The organism is Streptomyces sp. NPDC057249 (assembly GCF_042669245.1).
GTDB lineage: Bacteria > Actinomycetota > Actinomycetes > Streptomycetales > Streptomycetaceae > Streptomyces.
In genome coordinates this window covers 256940-270221 of sequence record NZ_JBHUXS010000001.1, presented here as the reverse complement: position 1 = coordinate 270221, position 13282 = coordinate 256940, and the positions used below count along the sequence as shown (strand labels likewise).

General features: G+C 71.3%; 13 protein-coding genes. 9 read left to right on the top strand and 4 right to left on the bottom strand.

The genetic code is table 11. The annotated features are described in order from the left end of the window. Positions 1–99 precede the first annotated feature (99 nt). Positions 100–750, top strand: a complete 651-nt coding sequence (locus tag ACFUJY_RS01310; protein WP_383292722.1) for a hypothetical protein — start codon at positions 100–102, stop codon at positions 748–750. A gap of 48 nt (positions 751–798) precedes the next feature. Here ACFUJY_RS01310 and ACFUJY_RS01305 read toward each other — a convergent pair whose 3' ends face one another. Next, positions 799–1578: an SLATT domain-containing protein gene (locus ACFUJY_RS01305; RefSeq protein WP_383293861.1), complete on the bottom strand. Its 780-nt coding sequence runs from the start codon at positions 1576–1578 to the stop codon at positions 799–801. A 383-nt stretch (positions 1579–1961) separates the two neighbouring features. Here ACFUJY_RS01305 and ACFUJY_RS01300 point away from each other — a divergent pair, with 383 nt between their 5' ends. The 7 genes from ACFUJY_RS01300 to ACFUJY_RS01270 all read left to right on the top strand — a co-directional run bounded on the left by ACFUJY_RS01300 (position 1962) and on the right by ACFUJY_RS01270 (position 8522). Continuing rightward, on the top strand, positions 1962–2300 hold the full coding sequence (locus ACFUJY_RS01300) for a YbaB/EbfC family nucleoid-associated protein (RefSeq protein ID WP_164402752.1): 339 nt from the start codon (positions 1962–1964) through the stop codon (positions 2298–2300). A 79-nt stretch (positions 2301–2379) separates the two neighbouring features. Further along, complete coding sequence (gene recR, locus ACFUJY_RS01295) at positions 2380–2979, top strand: recombination mediator RecR (protein ID WP_018102117.1); 600 nt, start codon at positions 2380–2382, stop codon at positions 2977–2979. A 92-nt stretch (positions 2980–3071) separates the two neighbouring features. Further along, the gene (locus ACFUJY_RS01290) at positions 3072–3731 is read left to right on the top strand and encodes a DUF5063 domain-containing protein (protein ID WP_383292718.1); all 660 of its coding nucleotides are present in this window, start codon (positions 3072–3074) and stop codon (positions 3729–3731) included. A gap of 222 nt (positions 3732–3953) precedes the next feature. Then, positions 3954–5225, top strand: coding sequence for an aspartate kinase (locus ACFUJY_RS01285; protein WP_018102119.1), 1272 nt, complete (start codon positions 3954–3956; stop codon positions 5223–5225). Then, positions 5222–6286 carry an aspartate-semialdehyde dehydrogenase gene (locus tag ACFUJY_RS01280; protein ID WP_383292714.1) on the top strand — a complete coding sequence of 355 codons (1065 nt, stop codon included), beginning with the start codon at positions 5222–5224 and terminating at the stop codon, positions 6284–6286. Before ACFUJY_RS01285 ends, ACFUJY_RS01280 begins: the two co-directional genes overlap by 4 nt. A 383-nt stretch (positions 6287–6669) precedes the next feature. Next, positions 6670–7245: a SigE family RNA polymerase sigma factor gene (locus tag ACFUJY_RS01275; RefSeq protein ID WP_383292711.1), complete on the top strand. Its 576-nt coding sequence runs from the start codon at positions 6670–6672 to the stop codon at positions 7243–7245. Between the two features lie 119 nt (positions 7246–7364). After that, positions 7365–8522, top strand: a complete 1158-nt coding sequence (locus ACFUJY_RS01270) for a hypothetical protein (RefSeq protein WP_383292708.1) — start codon at positions 7365–7367, stop codon at positions 8520–8522. A gap of 33 nt (positions 8523–8555) precedes the next feature. On the opposite strand, the gene ACFUJY_RS01265 is transcribed toward ACFUJY_RS01270, so the two are convergent. Together ACFUJY_RS01265 and ACFUJY_RS01260 are read right to left on the bottom strand one after the other, a co-directional pair. Beyond that, on the bottom strand, positions 8556–9437 hold the full coding sequence (locus ACFUJY_RS01265; protein ID WP_383292705.1) for an SURF1 family protein: 882 nt from the start codon (positions 9435–9437) through the stop codon (positions 8556–8558). Between the two features lie 72 nt (positions 9438–9509). Next, positions 9510–11351, bottom strand: a complete 1842-nt coding sequence (locus ACFUJY_RS01260) for a prolyl oligopeptidase family serine peptidase (RefSeq protein WP_383292703.1) — start codon at positions 11349–11351, stop codon at positions 9510–9512. Between the two features lie 70 nt (positions 11352–11421). Between ACFUJY_RS01260 and ACFUJY_RS01255 the strand changes: the two genes are divergently transcribed. After that, the gene (locus tag ACFUJY_RS01255; RefSeq protein ID WP_383292701.1) at positions 11422–12258 is read left to right on the top strand and encodes a class I SAM-dependent methyltransferase; all 837 of its coding nucleotides are present in this window, start codon (positions 11422–11424) and stop codon (positions 12256–12258) included. Between the two features lie 45 nt (positions 12259–12303). Here ACFUJY_RS01255 and ACFUJY_RS01250 read toward each other — a convergent pair whose 3' ends face one another. Then, entirely contained in the window at positions 12304–13110 is an 807-nt protein-coding gene (locus ACFUJY_RS01250; RefSeq protein WP_383292698.1) for an SGNH/GDSL hydrolase family protein, read from the bottom strand. Positions 13111–13282 lie beyond the last annotated feature (172 nt).

Here is a 13282-nt window from a genome sequence, read left to right as displayed (position 1 = left end):
CCGCGTCGCCGGCCGGTCGTGAGCGACCACTGTGCGCGCGGTGCCGGTCGCATTACGCTGTCCCGACCACCGCACGCCCCCGTTGGAGAGCGAGACTTCGTGGCCTGTGACCTGTGGCTGGTCCCCCTCGTCGATGTGCTGTGCCACAGCCCCGACAACCCCTTCGCCGATGAGATCGCCCTCTACGACAAGGCCCTGGGCGAGGCCGGACTGCCGCCCGTCCCCGTGTACGCCTACATGCCGGGACTGACCGGAGACGTCGCCCCGGTCGCCGGCTTCGACTACGACGCCCTGCACTTCCTGCGCCGCGCCTACCTCCTCCAGCTCAGTGGCCTCGCCGTCACGCCGGTCGGTGAGCTGGGCGGGGACTACGAGCAGTTGCTGGAGATGTTCGAGGCCACGGCCCGGCAGTCGCACCTGGTGTGGCACTTCGACCACGCGGGGGCGTACGTCCCCCTCGACTTCGCCGCGCCGGTCTCCACCGACGACCTGTTGGTGGCGGGCGGCCCGCTCGGTTCCGCGCACGGGCTGCTGCGGGAGCTGGAGTTCGTCGCCCCGGCCATCGGAATCGACCCGGCGAACCCGCCGGCCGCCCCCCTGCCGCCCGCCGCCCCCACCGACCTGGAGGAACCGGCGACCTCCGTCCCGTACGACGACAACCCGTTCGCCCGGGAGCGCCACGTCTGGCTCGGCCTGCACGCCGCGGCCACCCGCAGCCTCGCCCAGGGATCGATGATCGTCTTCAGCTGACGCGGTCCCGGTGCGCCGCGCCGGATTCCCGCACGGGCCGTTGGACGGTCAGCGCGGGGACTCCGGCGGCCGCTGCCGGGGCATGTTCGGCCGGCCCATCGACTGGAGCGGGAAGCGTCCGGGCGCGGCACCCGGCTCCGGGCGCCCGTTCCCGGCACCGCCGGAGACCAGGGCCTGCATCCCCAGCGGCGCGGGCCCGGCCCGGAACTCCACCATCCAGTCGGCGGTCTCCGACCGTACGAGCTCCGTGATGTCCTCGGAGAAGCGCCGCAGCACGCCGAGGCACCGCTCGGTCGCCTCGCTCGCCGTGCCCTCGGTCGGGCCGAGCACCTCCCGTACGCATTCCGACGCCCAGTCGAACCGGAGCACCTGAAGCCGGCGCTGCACCGCCTGCGCGGTCGCGAGGTTCCTTATCCAGCCCGAGGTCAGGCCGAAGTAGCGGTCGCACGCCATGCACGCGGCGCCGAGGAGCAGCGACAGGTAGCCCCAGCCGGCCGCGCCGTGCAGCGCGCCGGTCAGGTCGAGCAGCGGCAGGGCGGCGCCCGCGACCGCCCCGGCGGCGGTGCCCATCCGCAGCGCCCTGGCGCAGCGCCGCTTCCACATCCGGTCGTTCAGATACCAGTCCGCGGTGCGCAGCGCGTCCGCCTCCAGCCACCGGTAGAGCTCGTCCAGCCGCTGGGAGGGTTCTCCCCAGTCGCCCAACGGGAACGGCGCCCCGGTCAGGTCACGGGCTCGTCCCGCACGGTCCTCGGAGTCCGTACCGGAGGGAGCGGCCGCACCCGCCGGGCCGGACGTGCCGGACTTGCGGGGCGGCACTTCGGGCTGCATCTCCGGCTGACTCACCGGGGTACTCCTCTGCATGCTGCATAGCGACGCGTGCTCTCGACCGCGTACTCGACGACGGGGCGGATTCCTGCTCTGCTCCCGGTCCCTGGACGCGACGGGCAGTCCCCCATGCGTAACCATGCGTGAGGAGGGGTAGGCGCGTGCGTGCCGGGACGCATGCCCTTCCTACCGCCGAATGGTGGGCCGTGGGGTCGAAATCGCGGTATTCCCGGGTGTACACGGCCTCTGGTCAGGTATAGGAACCGCGGCACGGCTCTCCCGATCTCACTCGAAAGAGTTGCTCCTCGGCGGGTGGGGCGCGCCGCCCGGGGACCACGTAGGCTCGGCCTACCGAAACATTTGTCGTCGAAATGCCTGGAGTGACCGTGATTCCCGGTGGTGGTCAGCCCAATATGCAGCAGCTGCTGCAGCAGGCCCAGAAGATGCAGCAGGAGCTCGCCCAGGCCCAGGAAGAGCTTGCCAGGACCGAGGTCGACGGCCAGGCGGGCGGCGGCCTGGTCAAGGCGACGGTCAACGGCTCGGGCGAGCTGCGCGCCCTGGTGATCGATCCGAAGGCGGTGGACCCGGAGGACACCGAGACCCTCGCGGACCTCGTCGTCGCGGCGGTCCAGGCGGCCAACGAGAACGCCCAGCAGCTCCAGCAGCAGAAGCTGGGCCCGCTGACCCAGGGGCTGGGCGGCGGCATGCCCGGCCTGCCGTTCTGACCGGCCGCATACCCAAGACGGCGCGTACCTCCTACGGTACGTACCACGACTCAGCCGACTCAGTCAGGAAGGCGTTCCGTTGTACGAAGGCGTGGTTCAGGACCTCATCGACGAACTGGGCAGACTGCCCGGCGTCGGTCCCAAGAGCGCGCAGCGGATCGCCTTCCACGTGCTGCAGGCGGAGCCGACGGACGTGCGGCGCCTGGCGCACGCCCTCCTGGAGGTCAAGGACAAGGTCCGCTTCTGCGCGGTCTGCGGCAATGTGGCCCAGGAGGAGGAGTGCGGGATCTGCCGCGACCAGCGGCGCGACCGTTCGGTCATCTGTGTGGTCGAGGAGCCCAAGGACGTCGTCGCGATCGAGCGGACCCGTGAGTTCCGGGGGCGCTACCACGTGCTGGGCGGGGCCATCAGCCCCATCGAGGGCGTCGGTCCGGACGACCTGCGTATCCGCGAGCTCCTCGCCCGCCTCGCCGACGGCTCCATCACCGAGCTGATCCTGGCGACCGACCCCAACCTGGAGGGCGAGGCCACCGCGACGTATCTGGCGCGGATGGTCAAGCCGATGGGCCTGCGTGTCACCCGGCTCGCCAGCGGCCTGCCGGTGGGCGGCGACCTGGAGTACGCGGACGAGGTCACGCTCGGCCGCGCCTTCGAGGGGAGGCGGCTGCTCGATGTCTGACGCTCGCGTTCCCGCATCTCACGACGGCTTTACGTTCAGCGCGGTTATCTTCTACTCAACGTCTCCGACCGGTCACACGGGAGGTCTCCTCGATGTCTGACGCCACGTTGAACACCGTCACACAGGACCCCGGCGATTTCGCGGTCCAGATCGCCGACCAGATCAAGACGTTCATCGTCGCGGTCACCGAGGTGTCCAAGGTCGAGGAGCCGGAAGAGGCCGTTCCGGTCCTCCTGCTCCAGGTCTCCCAGCTCCTGCTGGCCGGCGGCCGGCTCGGCGCGTACGAGGACATCGTCCCCGACGAGCGCTACGAGCCCGACCTGGGCGCCGAACCGGACGCGGACGGCCTGCGCGAGCGCTTCGCGGCCCTCCTGGAGCCGATCGACGTCTACTCCGAGGTCTTCGACCCGTACGAGCCCCGCAAGGCCCCGGTCGCGGCCCGCATTTCCGACGATCTGGCCGACCTCGTCACCGACCTGCGCCACGGCCTGGCCCACTACGAGGAGGGCCGCACCACCGAGGCCCTGTGGTGGTGGCAGTTCTCCTACTTCTCCAACTGGGGCTCCACCGCTTCCGCCGCCCTGCGCGCCCTCCAGTCCCTGATCGCCCACATCCGCCTCAACCAGCCCCTCCAGGAGCTGGACGGCCTGGACACCGACCAGGACGCCGGCGACGACGACCTCGCCGAGGAGGCGGGCCGCGTCATGTTCGAGGAGATCGCGGGGCCGCTGGGCCTGCGCCCGGCGAAATAGCGGGACGGCGGGCCATCCGATGGCCCGGTCCATGTGTGGGCTGGGCCACAAAGGGGAATGCGTACGCGTCCGGTGGGCAGCAGGGCGGTACGAGCGGTTCGGAGCGACACGCCGATGATCACGTGGTGAGCGGGACATCTCACCATGTGGTATCAGCGGGGCGTTTCCGGACTGCTCGTTAAACTGAGCCGACCGCAGTAATGGACTGAGCGAGGAGCGCACGTGGGCCTTGTCGTGCAGAAGTACGGAGGCTCCTCCGTAGCCGATGCCGAGGGCATCAAGCGCGTCGCCAAGCGAATCGTCGATGCCAAGAAGAACGGCAACCAGGTGGTTGTCGTGGTGTCCGCGATGGGCGACACGACGGACGAGTTGATCGATCTCGCCGAGCAGGTATCCCCGATACCGGCCGGGCGTGAGTTCGACATGCTGCTGACCGCGGGAGAGCGGATCTCCATGGCGCTGCTGGCCATGGCGATCAAAAACCTGGGCCACGAGGCCCAGTCGTTCACCGGCAGCCAGGCGGGCGTCATCACCGACTCGGTCCACAACAAAGCGCGCATCATCGATGTGACGCCGGGCCGTATCCGCACGGCGCTGGACGAGGGGAACATCGCCATCGTCGCGGGGTTCCAGGGTGTGTCCCAGGACAAGAAGGACATCACCACCCTCGGCCGCGGCGGGTCCGACACCACGGCCGTCGCGCTCGCGGCCGCGCTGGACGCCGAGGTCTGCGAGATCTACACCGACGTGGACGGCGTGTTCACCGCCGACCCGCGGGTCGTCAAGAAGGCCCGTAAGATCGACTGGATCTCCTTCGAGGACATGCTGGAGCTGGCCGCGTCCGGCTCCAAGGTGCTGCTGCACCGCTGCGTCGAGTACGCACGCCGATACAACATCCCGATCCACGTCCGCTCGTCCTTCTCCGGACTGCGCGGCACCTGGGTCAGCAACGAGCCGCAAGGGGACCAGAAGGTGGAGCACGCGATCATCTCCGGAGTCGCCCATGACGTCTCCGAGGCCAAGATCACCGTCGTCGGCGTGCCCGACAAGCCGGGCGAGGCCGCCGCGATCTTCCGTACGATCGCGAACGCCGAGGTCAACATCGACATGGTGGTGCAGAACGTCTCCGCCGCGTCGACCGGCCTGACGGACATCTCGTTCACGCTCCCGAAGGCGGAGGGCCGCAAGGCCATCGACGCCCTGGAGCGCAACCGCGGCGTGATCGGCTTCGACTCGCTGCGCTACGACGACCAGATCGCCAAGATCTCCCTGGTCGGCGCGGGTATGAAGACGAACCCCGGGGTCACCGCGGGCTTCTTCGAGGCGCTGTCCGACGCGGGCGTCAACATCGAGCTGATCTCGACGTCCGAGATCCGCATCTCGGTGGTCACCCGCGCCGACGACGTCAACGAGGCCGTGCGCGCCGTGCACACCGCCTTCGGCCTCGACAGCGACTCCGACGAGGCCGTCGTGTACGGGGGCACCGGCCGATGACCGCACGCCGCCCTTCGCTCGCGGTCGTCGGCGCGACCGGGGCGATCGGCGGCGTCATGCTCCAGATCCTCTCGCAGCACGCGGACGTCTGGGGCGAGGTCAGACTCGTCGCCTCACCGCGCTCGGCCGGCCGCAAGCTGGTCGTACGCGGTGAGGAGAGCGAGGTCCTCGAACTCACCGAGGACGTCTTCGAGGGCATCGACGTGGCGCTGTTCCTGGTGCCCGCCGACGTCTCCGCGCGCTGGGCCCCGCTCGCGGCGTCCAAGGGCGCCGTCGTCATCGACGACTCCGCCGCCTTCCGGGCCGACGACGACGTTCCGCTCGTCGTGCCCGAGATCAACCCGCATGCCGTACGGATGAGACCGCGCGGCATCGTCGCGAACCCGAACTGCACCACGCTGGCGCTGATCGTGGCCATCGGCGCCCTGCACGCCGAGTTCGGCCTGCGGGAGCTCGTCGTCTCCTCGTACCAGGCCGTCAGCGGCGCCGGCCGCGACGGGGTCGCCGTACTGCGCGAACAGCTGTCGATGGTCGCCGGTACCGAACTCGGCACGAAACCGGGCGACGTGCGCCGCGTGGTGGGCGACACGCACGGCGGCCCGTTCGCCGCGCCGGTCGCGCTCAACGTCGTCCCGTGGGCCGGGACGGACGCCGGGGACGGCTGGTCGTCGGAGGAGCTGGCCATCCGCGAGGAGTGCCGCAAGATCCTCGGTCTGCCGAGCCTGCGTGTGTCGGCGACCTGCGTGTACGTGCCCGTCGTCGCCACGCACTCGATGTCCGTGCACGCCCGCTTCGAGAACGACGTCGCGGTCGACCGGGCCCACGAGATCCTGGCCACCGCTCCCGGCGTGGTGCTCTACGACAGTCCGGGCGCCGGTGACTTCCCCACCCCGTCCGACGTGGTCGGCACCGACCCGACCTGGGTCGGCCGGGTCCGCCGCTCGCTGGACGACCCGCAGGCGCTGGAGCTCTTCGTCTGCGGCGACAACCTCCGGAAGGGGGCCGCCCTCAACGTGGCCCAGATCGCCGAATCCGTCGCCGCGGAGTTCCCCCGGTCCTGACCGAACGTGGTTGCGAGGTCCGGATCGAACCTGTTTTGTACTTTCTGTGAACGATCTGTGAGCAACTCTCTGGTCTGAACCTCTTGAGCTGGGCAGTCGCCGTGACCGACGATGACCTTTCGGTTCGTTGCAACCGCGGGTCGGGCGCCAGGCGTCTAAGCGGTCACTTCTTGCGCGGCGGGGCGCATGTGCGGGGCATCTGGGGAAGAACGGGTACGTATGAGGGCATGTCGCAGGGTCTCAAACGCGGTGCCGTATGCGTACAACCCTGACGGGGGGAAGCGTGTCCAACTGGCGTGGCAGAGGTTCTCGATATCACAGTGGTGGGCCCCTTGCGCGGCGCTTCGGTGCGACCGCTCCGACGGCCCCGCGCAGCCGGTGGCATGCCGGTGATCGCGCCCATGCCCGCCGCGCGCCAGACGGGGCTGCCGACGCAGCGCGAGGGTGCTGAAGAGGGCGTGGCAGCCGGAACCACCGTCGACCATCTCACCGAAACCTACCGCGCCCACTACCGTTCGCTGCTCGGCCTCGCGGCCCTGCTGCTGGACGACACGGCGTCCTGCGAGGACGTCGTGCAGGAGGCGTTCATCCGCGTGCACTCCGCGCGCAACCGGGTGCGCGAGCCCGAGAAGACCCTCGCGTATCTGCGCCAGACCGTCGTCAACCTCTCCCGCTCCGCGCTGCGCCGCCGCATCCTCGGGCTCAAGCTGCTTTCGAAGCCGATGCCGGACATGGCGAGCGCGGAGGAGGGGGCGTACGACCAGCTGGAGCGGGACGCGCTGATCAAGGCGATGCGCGGCCTGCAGAGGCGCCAGCGCGAGGTGCTGGTCCTGCGCTACTTCGCGGACATGACCGAGGCTCAGGTCGCCGAGACGCTGGGCATATCCCTGGGCTCGGTGAAGGCGTACGGGTCACGCGGTATCGCGGCCCTGCGCGTGGTGATGGAGGCGCAGGTATGAACCGGCGCGGTGACCGCCACGAGCACGACCACGAACAGGACCCGCGGCCCGCGGGCCGCAACGGATACCGGCGTGGCTCCACCCGCGGGTTCCCGCTGGACCGGACTGGGAACGGAACTGTGAACCACGGGCCGGAGAACGCCCCGGACGCGGACCGCGACGGCGACACCCAGGGCCTTGAGGCCCCGGCCGGACGGTTCGGCGGAGGCAACTCGTCCGGCGGGGGCTCGCCCTTCGGCGACGGCGGTGACGACGGCGCCGAGGACGCGCTGCGCCGCATGATGCACGGTGTCGTGCAGGGCCTGGAACCGAGTGACGGCAGCCTCGACCGGCTGCAGCGCGCGGTGCCCGCCCGCCGGGCGCGCCGGCGGCAGGCCCTAGTCGGCGCCGCCGCGGCGGCGCTGCTCATCGGCACCGCGATCCCCGCGTTCGTCCACGTCGCCAACTCGGAGGGCTCCAGCACGGCCAGCCCCGCCATCGCCGGCCACGGCGAGCAGGCGCAGGGCGGCAACGGCGACGACCGCGGCGCGGACACCGGCAACGGGGGGAGCGGCGAGAGCGGCGGCGGACACCCGAACGGCGGCCAGGGGATTCCGCAGGACACCGCGACCCCGTCCGACAGCAGCGGCCAGGGCCAGGACGGCGCCCCGTCCGGCGCGTCCGCCGATCCCTCCAGGAGCGCGGTGGACGCGATGCCCCCGTGCGACCCCGGACAGCTCGGCGTGAGGTCGGCCAGCACCGGCGCGGCGGGTGCCGACGGCACGGTGTACGGAGCGTTCCGCATCGCCAACGTGTCCGGTGACAACTGCGTGGTGAGCAGTGGCGGCACCGTGGGCTTCGAGGCGATGGGCGCTGCCGACCCGGCCCGGATCGAGGTCGTCCGGCACACCGAGGGCGACCCCGCGTCCGGTCTGCCCGACCCCGCCACCGAGGAGACCACCGTCGTGCTGACGCCGGACGCGGTCTACGAGGTGCAGTTCGCCTGGGTCCCCAAGGACACCTGTCCGTCCACCGGTGGTTCGCCCTCCCCGACGCCGACGGACGGGGCGGCGGGCGCAGGCAGCGGCGGTTCGGCCGGGTCCGTGGCGGCCGGCGGTACCGGGGAGAGCGAGACGGGTACGGAGACGCAGTTCGGCAGCGACGGGGCCGTCCCCGCCCAGGGCAGCATCTCCGTGCAGCACACCCCGGAGCCCGGGGCCCCGGTCGCCGCGACGAAGATCGACAACGCCTGCGCGGGAACGATTTACCGGACGGGCGTCCTGGAGCCCTCTTCCTAGGAGCGGGTACGGGGCGGCCGCCGGGCCGCCCGCTCACGCCTTGGAGCGGGCCTCCGCCTCGGGGGCGGGCGGGGCGGAGGTCTCCGCCTCGGGGACCAGGCCGAGCCGCACGTCCCGGGCCGCCTCGGCCTCGCGCCGGAGCAGCCGGAACCACATGAAGACCACGAACCCGGCGAAGACGAACCACTCACCCGTGTAGCCGAGGTTCTGGAAAGCCTTGAGGTCCAGCCCGCCGCCCTCCGGCGCGGCGGCCGGTACCGGGCGCAGCGCGGTCGCCTCGGACCGGGCGGCACCGCTCGTCGTCGCGTCCCCCGGGGCGCCCACGGCCTTCTCGGAGCCGCCCGCCCCGCTCTTCGGAAGCGTCACCCAGGCGTCGTACACGTCGTACGGCACCAGGTTGACGAGCGACGCAGCGCTGATGATGCCCACCTGGCCGTCCGGCAGCCCGCCCGTCGCACCGACCCCCGCGCTGCCCGCGCTCTCCGACGCCTGGAGGTCGCCGGTCACCGTGACCCGGCCGGCCGGAGCGGGCGGTACGCGGGTCTGTCCGGGCTTCCCGGGCAGCCAGCCGCGCACCACCGGCAGGGCCTTGCCGCCGTCGGTCCGCAGCATGTCCAGAACGTAGAAGCCCTGCCGGTCGTCCAGCTCGCGGCCGGGCACCAGGAAGCGGTCCGCGTACCGCCCGGTCGCGACGGCGGGCCGGCCGGAGGTCTCCGTGTCGACGGGCAGCAGCTCGTCGAGCGGTTCGGCGGACCGGGTGCCCGGCGCGGGCTGCTTCTCGGCGGCCTCGTGCGTGTGCACGCGGTCCTCGAAGCGGCCGAGCTGCCAGGTGCCCATGAACACGCAGAACGGGATGGCCAGCACGACGAAGAGGTTGATCCCCCACCATCGCGGGGTCAGCAGGAACCGGTACACCCCTCCACGGTACGGTCCCCGCTCCGGCCGGCCGGAGCGGGGGCACCCGGAAGGCGGCCTTTTATCCGGCCCCTACGCAGGCCCGGCCGGTGCCCCGGACAGGTGCCGGCGGGCGAAGTCGAGCTCCAGCCGCACCTGCTTGATCCGCTCCTCCACGACGAGCGAGCCGTGCCCCGCGTCGTAGCGGTAGACCTCGTGCACGGCGTCCCGGTCCTTCAGCCGGTCCACGTAGTTCTCCACCTGGCGGATCGGGCAGCGCGGGTCGTTGACCCCGGCGGAGATGTAGACCGGGGCGCGCACCGCGTCGACGTACGTCAGGGGAGACGACGCCTCGAACCGCTCGGGCACCTCCTCCGGGGTCCCGCCCAGCAGCGTGCGGTCCATCGCCTTCAGGGCCTCCATCTCGTCGTGATACGCCGTGACGTAGTCCGCGACGGGTACGGCGGCCAGTCCGAGGGCCCAGTCGCCGGGCTGCGTGCCGAGGCCGAGCAGTGTGAGATAGCCGCCCCAGGAGCCGCCGGCCAGGACGAGCTTCGCCGGGTCCGCGAGGCCGGACTTCACCGCCCACTCCCGTACCGCCGCGATGTCCTCCAGCTCGATCAGCCCGACCCGGTGCTTGAGCGCGTCCGTCCACGCCCGTCCGTAACCGGTCGAGCCGCGGTAGTTGACCCGGACGACCGCGTACCCGTGGTCGACCCAGGCCGCCGGGCCGGCCGCGAAGGCGTCGCTGTCGTGCCAGGTGGGGCCGCCGTGGATCTCGAAGACCGTCGGGAACGGCCCCTCGGCGGGGGCGGCCGGACGCTGGACGAGCGCGTGGATGCGACCACCGGGTCCGTCCACCCACACGTCCTCGACGGGCACCGAACCCGGCGCCCCGGCCCCCGGCGGGTCGAGCACCACCGCGCCGGTCGTGGAGCGGACGACGGGCGGCTCGGCCGCCGACGACCAGAGGTATTCGACCGTCCCGTCCGGGCGGGCCGTGGCGCCGGAGACCGTGCCGGCCGGTGTCTCCACCCGGACCAGCTTTCCGTCGGCCGCGGCGGGCTCGTACCGCCAGAGCTCGCTGCGGGCCTCGAAGCCGTGCTCGACGAGCAGCGCGGAGCCGTCCGCGTACCACTGGGCGCCCACATCGCCCGGCAGGTCGATCGCCAGGTCCGTCTCCGTGCCCGTCACCGGGTCCCAGATCATCGGCTCCCAGCGTCCGCGCCGCTGGTGCCCGACCAGCAGCCGGGTGTCCCCGTCGACCGGCGCGAAGCCGAGGACCGCGAGGCCCAGCTCCTTCGTACCGCCCTCGGTGTCGTCCAGCTCCGCGACCGTCGTCCCGTCCGGCCGGACCACGCGCAGCGCGGAGTGCATCGCGTCCCCGTGCTCGGTGTGCTCCAGGGCGATCAGCGTCCCGTCGTGACTCAGGTCGCCGACCCCGGCCGATTCGCGATGGCGGTAGATCTCCACCGGGGCCGCGCCCGGCCGTACGACATGGACCGTCGTACCGTCCTCGTCCGTCGAACGGCCGATCACCGCCGTCTCGTCCCGGCCGATCGCGAGCCCGGCCGGATAGGACGGCCCGAGGCCGGGAGCGGCCGGCGCGGACGCGGCGTCCAGCCCGCCGTGGAACGGCCGGCGCATCCACACCCCGAACTCGTCTCCGTCGGTGTCGTCGAACCACCACACGAAATCGCCGTCCGGCGTCAGCACGCCGTCCGTCGTCCCGTTCGGCCGGTCGGTCACCCGGCACTGCTCTCCGGTCGCCCGGTCCCACGCGTACAGCTCGTAGGTCCCCGTCGCGTTGGAGACGAACAACGCGCGGTCCGGCGCGTCCTCGGCCCAGTCGGGCAGCGACACCCGGGGAGCGCGGAAGCGCTGCTCCCACAGCGGGACGGATGCGGTCGTCGGCGAACCAGTGGCCTCAGTCATGACCCCATTCTGCGCCGGACGCCCGGCAATCCGTTCGCTTCGTCCGCAGCCTGTGGATAACCTCGCGCACATGTCCACCGCTCCGATACCGCCCGACTGGCGCGAGGCCAACCGCAGGATGTGGGATGAACGGGTGCCCATCCACGCAGGCAGTGACTTCTACGACCTGGGCTCCTTCCGCGCGGGGAAGGACGCCCTGCGGCCCTTCGAGCTGGCCGAGGTAGGTGAGGTGACCGGCCGGACGCTTCTGCACCTGCAGTGCCACATCGGGCTCGACACGCTCTCCTGGGCGCGGCACGGCGCGGCTCAGGTCGTCGGCCTCGACTTCTCCGAACCGGCCGTCGAGACCGCCCGGGCCCTCGCCCAGGACCTGGGGCTCGGACCCGACCGCGCGGCCTTCGTCGCCGCCGACGTGTACGACGCGGCCCAGGCCGTACCGGACTCCTCGTACGACATCGTCTACACGGGCGTCGGCGCGCTGAACTGGCTGCCCGACATCGACCGCTGGGCCGAGACGGCGGCGTCACTGGTGGCGCCCGGTGGCTTCCTCTACCTCGCGGAGTTCCATCCGCTCACGGACTGCCTGGACGACGAGACCGGTTCGCGGATCGTGCACGACTACTTCAGCCGCGAGGCATGGGTGGACGAGACGCCGGGTACGTACGCGGACTTCGACGCCCGGACCGTTCACAACCGAAGTGTCGAGTGGCAGCATCCGGTGGGCAGCGTGGTGTCGGCGCTGGCCGCCGCCGGTCTGCGGATCGAATTCCTCCATGAGCACGACGTCTCGCTCTTCGCGCGATTCCCGGTTCTGGAACGCGGAGCGGACGACTTCTTCCGCTTCCCGCCGGACCGTCCGCGGCTGCCTTTGATGTACTCCCTCAAGGCCACCCGCCCGGCGGTCTGACGGAGGAGCGGCGCCCCGGTTCCGCACCGGGGCGCCGCTCCCGTGTCACGCCGCGGAGCGGAACGCCGGCAGATACCCGCCGGACTGCCCCTCGGCCTTGGGGTGGTACGAGTTGTAGACGGGGATCGAGACGCTGTGCAGCCACGGATCTCCGGAGCACAGCTCGTGTCCGGTGAACTCGTCGGCGACCCCGGAGAAGCTGAACCCGGCATTCGCCGCCTGCTTGGCGATGACCCCGTTCAGCACGTCGGACGCGTTGTTGATGGCCGTACGCGCCTTGTCGGACAGGCCGAGGAGACAGCTTCCGCCGATCTTGTAGAAGCGCGGGTAGCCCAGCACCACGACATGGGCCTGCGGGGCCTTGGAGTGGATGGAGGCGTACAGCGAACCCAGCTTGGACGGGAGGGTGTTGTTCATCTTCCCGACGGCCGTGTTCACGGCCGAGATGCAGGCGGACTCGCCGGACAGCACGCAGTCCTGCATGACATCGGCGAACCCGACGTCATTGCCGCCGGCGGTGACGCTCACCAGCGAGGTGGACGAACTGAGCGCCCCGAGCTGACCACTGGTCACCGTGCTCGTGGTGGCGCCCGAACAGGCGACGAACGTGAACGAGGACGGCGAGTTCGCCGCCGCCCAGAGGTACGGATACGCCTTGGTGCTGCGCCGGCAGTCACCGCTGTCGGACAGATAGCTTCCCGCGCCGACACCGGACGAGTACGAGTCGCCCAGGGCGACGTACCCGCCGGCGGCGGCCGAGGAGGTTGCCGAAGCCGGCTGGGCGATTCCCAGAGCGGCAGCGGCGGCGAGGAGCAGAGTGGATGCGGACGCCCAGAATCTCCGTACTGACATACCTGTCAGCCCTCCGAAGTGTGGGGGGTGGGTGGGGGGTTGGGTGAGCGGTCCCTGTTGTAGCAGCTCGCGGTACCAGTCGGTAATAGCTCTGCGAGAACCCGCCTGAATTGCCCGAATGATCGGTCGGTAGGCATAGCTCCGCGCGTAGATAAACCCCCAATCACCCCTG

What these genes read in the sequence shown, in the direction of transcription:
- ACFUJY_RS01290 (WP_383292718.1), top strand. Translation starts at nt 3,072, where the DNA reads ATGTCTGACGCCACGTTGAACACCGTCACACAGGACCCCGGCGATTTC.
- ACFUJY_RS01250 (WP_383292698.1), bottom strand. Translation starts at nt 13,110, where the DNA reads ATGTCAGTACGGAGATTCTGGGCGTCCGCATCCACTCTGCTCCTCGCC.
- ACFUJY_RS01260 (WP_383292703.1), bottom strand. Translation starts at nt 11,351, where the DNA reads ATGACTGAGGCCACTGGTTCGCCGACGACCGCATCCGTCCCGCTGTGG.
- ACFUJY_RS01280 (WP_383292714.1), top strand. Translation starts at nt 5,222, where the DNA reads ATGACCGCACGCCGCCCTTCGCTCGCGGTCGTCGGCGCGACCGGGGCG.
- ACFUJY_RS01275 (WP_383292711.1), top strand. Translation starts at nt 6,670, where the DNA reads ATGCCGGTGATCGCGCCCATGCCCGCCGCGCGCCAGACGGGGCTGCCG.
- ACFUJY_RS01255 (WP_383292701.1), top strand. Translation starts at nt 11,422, where the DNA reads ATGTCCACCGCTCCGATACCGCCCGACTGGCGCGAGGCCAACCGCAGG.
- ACFUJY_RS01305 (WP_383293861.1), bottom strand. Translation starts at nt 1,578, where the DNA reads ATGCAGCCCGAAGTGCCGCCCCGCAAGTCCGGCACGTCCGGCCCGGCG.